The organism is Kitasatospora sp. NPDC057542, assembly GCF_042801945.1.
GTDB lineage: Bacteria > Actinomycetota > Actinomycetes > Streptomycetales > Streptomycetaceae > Kitasatospora.
Window position 1 is genome coordinate 1 of the sequence record NZ_JBHVFE010000418.1, and the last position, 8,027, is coordinate 8,027.

10 protein-coding genes are annotated in these 8,027 nt (G+C 73.6%); 4 read left to right on the plus strand and 6 right to left on the minus strand.

Annotation, left to right across the window (positions count from 1 at the left end):
• On the plus strand, positions 1–909 hold a 909-nt coding region (locus tag ACFU7Y_RS34910), incomplete at its 5' end, for a carbohydrate ABC transporter permease (protein ID WP_380770767.1).
• A gap of 20 nt (positions 910–929) precedes the next feature.
• Entirely contained in the window at positions 930–1,808 is an 879-nt protein-coding gene (locus ACFU7Y_RS34915; RefSeq protein WP_224283645.1) for a carbohydrate ABC transporter permease, read from the plus strand.
• A 106-nt stretch (positions 1,809–1,914) separates the two neighbouring features.
• Here the strand turns inward: ACFU7Y_RS34915 and ACFU7Y_RS34920 are convergent, their stop codons facing one another.
• The 3 genes from ACFU7Y_RS34920 to ACFU7Y_RS34930 form a co-directional block, all read right to left on the minus strand.
• Positions 1,915–2,526 (minus strand): hypothetical protein, encoded by a 612-nt coding sequence (locus ACFU7Y_RS34920; protein WP_224283644.1) that lies wholly within the window; start codon positions 2,524–2,526, stop codon positions 1,915–1,917.
• Positions 2,527–2,685: 159 nt separating this feature from the next.
• Positions 2,686–3,438 carry a VOC family protein gene (locus tag ACFU7Y_RS34925; RefSeq protein WP_380770768.1) on the minus strand — a complete coding sequence of 251 codons (753 nt, stop codon included), beginning with the start codon at positions 3,436–3,438 and terminating at the stop codon, positions 2,686–2,688.
• A 93-nt stretch (positions 3,439–3,531) separates the two neighbouring features.
• Positions 3,532–4,173, minus strand: coding sequence for an alpha-ketoglutarate-dependent dioxygenase AlkB (locus ACFU7Y_RS34930; protein WP_224281141.1), 642 nt, complete (start codon positions 4,171–4,173; stop codon positions 3,532–3,534).
• A 60-nt stretch (positions 4,174–4,233) separates the two neighbouring features.
• Between ACFU7Y_RS34930 and ACFU7Y_RS34935 the strand changes: the two genes are divergently transcribed.
• Both ACFU7Y_RS34935 and ACFU7Y_RS34940 read left to right on the plus strand, forming a co-directional pair.
• Complete coding sequence (locus tag ACFU7Y_RS34935; RefSeq protein ID WP_224281140.1) at positions 4,234–4,851, plus strand: hypothetical protein; 618 nt, start codon at positions 4,234–4,236, stop codon at positions 4,849–4,851.
• Positions 4,852–4,946: 95 nt separating this feature from the next.
• On the plus strand, positions 4,947–5,465 hold the full coding sequence (locus tag ACFU7Y_RS34940) for a universal stress protein (RefSeq protein WP_224281139.1): 519 nt from the start codon (positions 4,947–4,949) through the stop codon (positions 5,463–5,465).
• 7 nt (positions 5,466–5,472) lie between these two features.
• On the opposite strand, the gene ACFU7Y_RS34945 is transcribed toward ACFU7Y_RS34940, so the two are convergent.
• From ACFU7Y_RS34945 to ACFU7Y_RS34955, 3 genes are read right to left on the minus strand one after another with little or no spacing between them, the layout of a single operon-like run.
• Complete coding sequence (locus ACFU7Y_RS34945) at positions 5,473–6,969, minus strand: amidohydrolase (protein ID WP_380770769.1); 1,497 nt, start codon at positions 6,967–6,969, stop codon at positions 5,473–5,475.
• Positions 6,945–7,091, minus strand: coding sequence for a hypothetical protein (locus ACFU7Y_RS34950; protein WP_380770770.1), 147 nt, complete (start codon positions 7,089–7,091; stop codon positions 6,945–6,947). Before ACFU7Y_RS34950 ends, ACFU7Y_RS34945 begins: the two co-directional genes overlap by 25 nt.
• Positions 7,088–7,945, minus strand: a complete 858-nt coding sequence (locus ACFU7Y_RS34955; protein ID WP_224281137.1) for a PaaX family transcriptional regulator C-terminal domain-containing protein — start codon at positions 7,943–7,945, stop codon at positions 7,088–7,090. Before ACFU7Y_RS34955 ends, ACFU7Y_RS34950 begins: the two co-directional genes overlap by 4 nt.
• Between the last annotated feature and the right edge of the window lie 82 nt (positions 7,946–8,027).

An 8,027-nucleotide genomic window follows, 5' to 3' on the forward strand; every position in this document is an offset into this window, starting at 1 on the left:
ACAGCACCCCCGGGCGGCCGGCGCCGGCGGCCCCCGCTGCTGCTGCTCCTGCCGGCCGCGGTCGTCCTGATCCCGCTGGTCGCCTACCCGATCTACCAGCTCGGCCTGCTGTCCGTCCTGGACTTCGGGCAGGCCCAGGCCTCCGGCGGCGCTCCGACCTCCTTCGTCGGCCTCGGCAACTACACGAAGATCCTGGAGGACCAGCAGTTCTGGACGGTGCTGTTCCAGACCATCGGCTTCGCCGCGTTCTGCGTGGTCGCCACCCTGGCCGTCGGGGCCACCCTCGCGGTGCTGCTCACCAAGGTCGGCCGGTGGCCGCGGCTGGCGCTGACCACCGCGGCGATGGCCGCCTGGGCGGCGCCGGCGATGACCGGTTCGACGGTGTGGAGCTTCCTGTTCGACACCAACCTCGGCCTGGTCAACCACACCCTGGAGGGGCTCGGGTTCTCCGGTTTCCACGAGTTCAACTGGTTCTACGACAAGTGGACGGCGTTCCTGATCGTCGGTGCCGTGGTGGTGTGGCACTCCTACCCGTTCGTGATGGTCACCCTCTACGCGGGCATCCGGGCCATCCCGGAGGAGATCATGGAGGCGGCCGCCCTGGACGGCGCCAACACCTGGACCACCTTCCGCCGGATCACCGCGCCGATGCTGCGGCCGATCCTGACCATCGTGGTGATCCAGTCGGTGATCTGGGACTTCAAGGTCTTCACCCAGATCTACGTCATGACCGAGGGCGGCGGCATCGCCGGCCAGAACCTGGTGCTCAACGTGTACGCGTACCAGAAGGCGTTCGCCTCCTCGCAGTACGGGCTGGGCGCGGCGATCGGCGTGGTCATGCTGCTGATCCTGGTGATCCCGACGGTCCTGTACATCCGCACCCTGCGACGGACGGGGAACGAACTGTGAGCCCGGCGAACCCCCTTGCCGTGAAGCCGCCCCGGAACACCCGCGGCCTCCGGAACACCCGCGGCCGGTGGCGCCTGGCCGCCAACACCGGCGCGATCGTGCTGGCCGTGGTCACCGCCTTCCCGATCTTCTGGATGGTGCTCTCGGCCTTCAAGCCCAAGGGCGAGATCCAGTCGCTCGACCCCAAGCCGTGGACCGCTCACCCCACACTGGAGAGCTTCCGGCAGGTGCTCAGCGTGGACGGCTTCGGCCGCTACTTCGTGAACAGCCTGGTCGTCGCGCTGTCGGTGGTGGTGCTGTCGGCGATCGTGGTCTTCCTGGCAGCGGTGGCCGTGACCAGGTTCCGGTTCCGGTTCCGCACCACCATCATGGTGATGTTCCTGATCGCCCAGATGATCCCGGTCGAGGCGCTGACCATCCCGCTGTTCTTCATGTTCCGCGACGCGGGACGGTTCGCCCCGGGCATCGGGCTGAACACCCTGGCCTCCCTGGTCCTGGTGCAGCTGGCGTTCTCGCTGCCGTTCGGGATCTGGATGATGCGCGGCTTCGTCGCGGCCGTCCCGGTCTCGATCGAGGAGGCGGCGCAGATCGACGGGGCGAGCCGGACCCGCATCCTGTGGCGGATCCTGCTACCGCTGGTGGCTCCGGGCCTCGCCGCGACCAGCGTGTTCTCCTTCATCGCGGCGTGGAACGACTTCGTCTTCGCCAAGACCTTCATCATCAGCGCCACCCAGAACCAGACGCTGCCCTCGGCGCTGCTGGTCTTCTTCAAGCCGGACGAGAACGACTGGGGCGGCATCATGGCGGCGTCCACGCTGATGACCGTGCCGGTGTTGATCTTCTTCATCGCGGTGCAGCGCAAGCTGGTCTCCGGGCTGGCCGGTGCGGTGAAGGACTGACGCCCGCGGGTGCGCAGCAGCCGGGAGTCCCGTCGCCGTCCGGGACTCCCGCGGCGGTCAGGGAGCGGGCTGCTCGGAGGTCGTCCGGGCTCTGCGGCTCACGGGCTCAGGAGACGAAGCCGACGATGTCGGCGTCCTTCCGATGCCGTGCGAGCCGGAGCCAGCGGACGATCTCCGCGACGGCCTCCGCCACCTCGCGCTCCGGCGCGGGGGTGCGGCCCGCGCGCTCGGCCTGTTCGAACCGGTCCAGTGCCTTCCGGCAGTCCTCGGCCGACCAGGTGCTGCAGGACGGCACGTCGCAGTGGGGCAGTTCAGCGGGAAGCCCGCCACCGCACTGGAAGTCCGCGACCGAGACGGCGGTGATCCCGTACGCCTTCAGGCCCTCGTCGACCACCTCCAGCCAGTTGCCCCGGAACGGGCCGAAGGAGTCGACCTCCAGGGGCTGCCCGACCAGCCAGCACAGCCGCCGGTACGCGAAGGCGTACTGGAAGGCGTGGTCCTCGCTGTCGGAGAAGGGCCCGCCGTGCACCACGGCGCGCAGCGCCTCCAGAGCGGTCGGAGCGCCCTGCGCGATCTCGTCGGCGAAGTGTTCGTCGGACCTGTCCAGGGACGGGCCGAAGTAGGCGAGGGCCTCGTCCACCGCCCCCTCGTCGCCGCTGCCGACGCGGGCGCGGAGCTCCGCGGGGTCGACCAGGTACGCGCGCAGGAAGGAACTCATACCAGCACGGTAGCGCTCGCAACGGACGGCCGGTTCGGCGGGGCCGGTCGCCACAGGGCGCGGGGCGCTGATGAATCTTGTTGCCAGGCAGGAAAGTTGACGGTCCGACAGGAATGGTGCCGGCTCCGTGGGCGAGGGGGGTGATCCGGCGGTCCGGGTTCAGGCGGCCGCCGCGCAGTCGCGGGCCGGGACGGCGACCAGCACGAACTCCGCGCCCGCGTCGTCCCGGACCAGCGCGGTGCGGCCGAACGGCGCCGGCTCCGGCCCGGTGACGACGGTGCCGCCGAGCGCGCGCAGCCGGTCGGCGGTGCGGTCGGTGTCCTCGGTCGCGAAGTGCGCCAGCCAGCGGGCGCCCGCGCCGGAGGGGCCGATGCTGCACGCGGGGCGGCCCGCCACCCGGGCGAGCGTGTGGCCCGCCCGCGGCCGGTCGTAGGTGTAGCCGAAGACCCGGCGGTAGAAGGACCGGGCGGCGCCGGGGTCGGGGGAGAGGTGTTCGTTCCAGGCGAGCGTGCCCGGCTCGTCGACCAGGCCGGCGCCGTCGATGGTGCCGGCCCGCCAGAGCCCGAAGCGCGCGCCGAGCGGGTCGACGGCGAGCGCGGCTCGACCCTGCTCGGGCACCTCGTGTGGCTCTCGGGCGAGGTGCCCGCCGGCGGTCCGGACGACGGCGAGGGTGCGCAGCGGGTCGGGGCAGGCGAGGAAGGTGGTCCAGACGGCGGGCGGGTCGCTCGGCCGGGCCCGTTCGACGGCCGCGACCTGGGCGCCGTACCGGGTGGCCACCGCCTCGGCGGGGCCGGTCGGGACGAACTCCCAGTCGAACAGCGCACCGTAGAAGGCCTGTGCCCGTGCGGTGTCCGGCGTCGTGAGCACGACCCAGCACGGGACTCCGGCGCGGTAGATGCCCGGCTTCGGCATGCGGCCCTCCTGGCGGGCCCGGTGTCCGGTGCTGAGCGCCACCGGCCCCACTCGCCAGCCTCCGCGCCCGGCGGGTGCGCGGCAAGCGGGGGATCAGGACACTCCGTGCGGCCGGAACTGGATGCTGATCCGCGGGCCCACCGGGCGGGCCGTCTTGGGGATCGCGTGCTCCCAGGTGCGCTGGCAGGAGCCGCCCATCACCACCAGGTCCCCGTGACCGAGAGGATGGCGCACGACCGCCGCGCCGCCGGACCGGGGCCGCAGCGCCAGGGTGCGCGGCTCGCCGACGGAGAGGATCGCCACCATGGTGTCCTCGCGGGCGCCGCGCCCGATCCGGTCGCCGTGCCAGGCCACGCTGTCCCGGCCGTCCCGGTAGTAGCAGAGGCCGAGGGTGCGGAACGGCTCGCCCAGCTCCTCGGCGTAGTGCCGGCTCAGCGCCGCCCGGGCCAGGCCGAGCACCGGGTGAGGCGGCTCGGCCTGCGCCGGGTAGGAGGCCAGCAGGCGTGGGACGTCGACCGTCCGCTCGTACATCTCGCGGCGCTCGGCCCGCCAGGGCACGGTGGTGGCCAGCTGTTCGAAGAGCTCGTCCGCCCCGTGCAGCCAGCCCGGGAGCAGGTCCAGCCAGGCGCCGTCGCCGAGCGGCAGCCGGCGCAGGCCGTCGAGCGGGCCGAGGCGGATGCCGCTGTGGCCCGCGTCGTCGAACAGCGAGGGCTGGAGGTGGACGGTGCCGTGCATGAGGCCAGCGTACGCCGCCATTCGAACATATGCTCGAACAGAAAGGTCCAGGCTTTCGACATGGCGATCAACGGCTTCGGGGTGACCGAGTTCCAGCTGGTGCTGCTGCGCCGGATGGCCGACTTCCAGCCCGGGCTGGTCGAGGAGGCGGTGCGGCGGCTCGGTGCCACCCGGACCTCGATGCGGGAGGCCAACAAGCGCTGGCAGGCGATGGTCCGCGCGCCCCGGTTTCCGCGCGGCGCCGCCCGGTACGCCGCCGTGCTCGGGCCGGCCGAGGCGAGCGTGCCGCGCCGGATCGGGGACCTCGCCTGTGTCGCGCGGCAATGGACGCTACCGCTCTGGCCGGAGCTGCGCTTCGAGATCCTGCTCGGTCCGGCGGAGATCGGCGGGCCGCTGCTGAACGAGTGGCTGGTGCGGGCGGCGGGCGCCCCGGCGCCCGTGCTGCGCACGCTGGCCGACCTCGCGCCGTGGAGCTGCGTGGTGGGCGACGTGGGGGTCGCGTTCCCGCCCGCCGTGCCGCGCGAGGGGAGCGCGCCGACCAGGTTCCGGCTGGACTTCGTGGCGCCGGACGCCGACGGGCGGCTGCGCGCGTGCGAGGCCGACTTCACCTGGGGGCTGCTCCAGGAGGTCCGGCCGGTGGACGGCCGGGGCATGGATATGCCGAGCGATGCAAGGTGATATTCAGTGAATGCCTTCGATTTGCAGGCTAAGTGGCGACTGTGGCAGCCTAATCGCAGACATTGAAGAGTTTTGGCATCGGAAAGTGAAGGATCATGTCGGACGGCGCCCGCGTCATCGTCGGAGTCAGCGGTTCACTGCACAGCCTGACCGCCCTGCATCGGGCGGCCGAGGAGGCCCGGGCCCGGCAGGCCGTTCTGGTCCCGGTGCTCGCCTGGACGCCGGTCGGCGGCGAGCGCAACTACCGCGCCCGGCCGTGCCCGCCGCTGCTGCGGGCCTGGCAGGAGCTTGCCGAGGCGCGGATGGAGGGCGCACTGGAGCAGGCCTTCGGCGGCCTGCCGATCGGCGTGCCGGTGCGGCCGCTGGTCGTGCGCGGCGAGGCCGCGGCGGTGCTGACCGAGCTCGCCGACCGTCCGGGCGACCTGCTGGTGGTCAGCACCGGCGAGCAGGGTGGCCTCCGGGCCCGGACGCGTGGGCTGATGCGCCGCTCGGTCACCCGGCACTGCCTGAAGCGGGCCCGCTGCGGGGTGCTCGCCGTTCCGCCGTCCACGCTGCACGAGGACCTGCGTGCGCTGCACCGCGGCATCGACCTGCGGGAGCTCGTCGCGGCCTGACGGCGCGTCAACTGTGGTGCGTGGTAAGTCCACCCACCACCGTGCGGGTGGGTCGCAGCTCGCGCAGCGCGTCGACCGGGCAGTCCAGCGGATCGAGCGGCCACACCGTGAGGTCGGCGAACGCCCCCGGCCGCAGGCTGCCGCGCACCGCGCTCTCGCCGGTCAGCCGGGCCGCGTTCACGGTGTGCAGTGCGACCGCCTCGGCCCGGCTGATCGCGTGCTCCGGGCCGACCACTCCGGCCGTGGTGCTCCGGGTGGTCATGCCCCACACCGACACCATCGCGCCGTACGGGCCGACCGGGAAGTCCGATCCGCCGGTGATCAACGCGCCCTCGTCCAGCCACTCACGCAGCGGGAAGAGCGCGGCGGTGCGCTCCTCGCCCCACGCCCGCTGCTGGGTGGGCGCGCCGTCGTGCAGCAGCGGATGCTGGACCGTCACCGGGGTGCCGAGCGCGATCGCCCGGGCCCGCTGCTCGGGGCGGGCCAGGCCGCCGTGCTCGACCACCAGCGTGCCGGGCGGCAGGCCGGGGCGCCGCTCGGCCACCTGCTCGAAGACGTCCAGCAGCACGCGCAGCCCGCGGTCGCCCCAGGCGTGCACCCCGACCCGCCAGCCCCGCCCGACCACCCGGTCCACCGCCGCGAGCAGCTCGGCCGGCTCCCAGAGCAGCCGGCCGTGGTAGCACGGCTGCCCTTGGTACGGCTCCTCCACCGCGCCCGCCTCGAAACCGCCGTCGATGCCGAACTTGACGCCCCAGAGGCGCAGTCGGTCGTCGTCCCGGCCGGTGGCGCGCCAGTCGTCCATCCGGTCCAGCAACGCGTCCACCTGCTGCGGCGTGCGGGCGGCGAAGCCGGAGACCAGCGCCCGGACCCGAACGGCGAGGGCGCCCTCGGCCCGGGCGGCGTCCAGCACCGCGAGGTCCTCGACCGGGACCAGGCAGTCGCGGACGGTGCCGATCCCGGTGGCGGCGAAGTCGGCGGAAGCGGCGCGCAGCCCCTCGACCCGCTCGGCGAGGGTGGGGCGCGGCAGCACCCGCTCGACCAGCTCGACCGCCCGGTCGATCAGCCGGCCGGTGAGCCGCCCGCGCCCGTCGCGCTCGATCACACCACCGGGCGGTGCCTCGGTGGACTCGGTGATCCCGGCCAGCCGCAGCGCGGCGGAGTTGAGCACCATGTTGTACGCGCCGCGACGCACCAGCACCGGGTGCTCGGTGGTGGCCGTGTCCAACTCCCCGGTGGTGGGCATCCGTTGCTCGGCCAGCAGCACCTCCTGCCAGTTGACGGTGGTGTGGATCCACTCCCCGGCGGGGGTGCGGGCGGCGCGCTCGCGGATCAGGCCGAGGAACCCGGTGAGGTCACGGGCCCGGTGGACCGGCACGCCGTGGACGCTGTGCCCGGCCAGGATCAGGTGGGTGTGGGTGTCGTCGAAGGCGGGCAGGACGGTCGCGCCCGGGGCGTCCACCACCTCGGTGGCCGGGCCGATCAGGGCGTCCAGCCCGTCGGGCACGGGGAGAGGGCGGTGATCCGGCCGCCGGTGACGGCGATCGCCCGGCGGGGCGGCTCGCCGGGCACCAGGGTATGCACGGCGGCGGCGCGGATCAGCAGGTCGGCGGGGGTGTGCCGGTTCATGGCCGCTCCTCGTGCGGTGCCGGGTCTCGCGGCACCAGACCGGTGACCTTCTCGACGTAGCGGAGGCTGGGCTCGGCGAGCAGCCCGTGCAGCTCGGTGAACACCGCCCGGGCCGGCACCGCGTTCCAGTCGGCGGGAAGCAGCTGCGCGGGCAGCCCCGGGTCCAGGTACGGCAGCCGGCGCCACCGGGTGAGCATCGGCACGTAGTCGCGGAACGCCTCGGCCGGGTCGACCGGCGACCGTCCGCGCAGCTCCTCGGCGGCCGGGCGCCAGGCGTCGGCGAAGGCCGCGTACTGCGCCTCGATCGCCGGGAGGTCCCACCAACTCGCCACCGCGGTGGGGAGGTCGGCGAAGCCGGCGTACTCGGCGGAGAGGAACAGATGGACGTAGGCGCTCAGCCCGAGCCGGTCCAGCAGCCGGCGGGCGTCCGGCAGCAGCCGGGCGGGCGCCAGCCAGACCCCGGGGGCGGCGTTGCCGAAGCCGAGCCAGCTCAGCCGGGAGCGCAGCTGGTGGCGGTGGGCGCGGGCGGACTCGGGCACCGAGAAGACCGCCACCACCCAGCCGTCGGCGAGTTCGGCGGGCTCCAGGCTGTGGAAGATCCGCCGGTCGCCCTCCTCGAAGACCGGCTCCATCGCCCGGGCGAGCCGGTAGCCGGTCCCCGCGCGGCGCTCCTGGAGCAGGGTGCCGGCCTTCTTCAGCCGGGACGTCGCCGAGCGGACGGCCGGGCCGTCGACGTCCAGCTCGGCCAGCAGCGCGATCAGGTCGGCGATGGATATCCAGCCGCCGAGGCGGCGGACGAACTCGCCGTAGACGGTGTGGATCAGGGAGCTCGGCCGAGGTGTGCTCTCGGACATGCGCGGGCCCTCCTCCCCGGCGACTGGTGGCGATCATAACGAGAGTGCCGGTCCGGGGGCGCGGAATCCTGCGCTTCCCGGG

What these genes read in the sequence shown, in the direction of transcription:
- ACFU7Y_RS34930 (WP_224281141.1), bottom strand. Translation starts at nt 4,173, where the DNA reads ATGCACGGCACCGTCCACCTCCAGCCCTCGCTGTTCGACGACGCGGGC.
- ACFU7Y_RS34920 (WP_224283644.1), bottom strand. Translation starts at nt 2,526, where the DNA reads ATGAGTTCCTTCCTGCGCGCGTACCTGGTCGACCCCGCGGAGCTCCGC.
- ACFU7Y_RS34940 (WP_224281139.1), top strand. Translation starts at nt 4,947, where the DNA reads ATGTCGGACGGCGCCCGCGTCATCGTCGGAGTCAGCGGTTCACTGCAC.
- ACFU7Y_RS34955 (WP_224281137.1), bottom strand. Translation starts at nt 7,945, where the DNA reads ATGTCCGAGAGCACACCTCGGCCGAGCTCCCTGATCCACACCGTCTAC.
- ACFU7Y_RS34935 (WP_224281140.1), top strand. Translation starts at nt 4,234, where the DNA reads ATGGCGATCAACGGCTTCGGGGTGACCGAGTTCCAGCTGGTGCTGCTG.
- ACFU7Y_RS34950 (WP_380770770.1), bottom strand. Translation starts at nt 7,091, where the DNA reads ATGAACCGGCACACCCCCGCCGACCTGCTGATCCGCGCCGCCGCCGTG.
- ACFU7Y_RS34925 (WP_380770768.1), bottom strand. Translation starts at nt 3,438, where the DNA reads ATGCCGAAGCCGGGCATCTACCGCGCCGGAGTCCCGTGCTGGGTCGTG.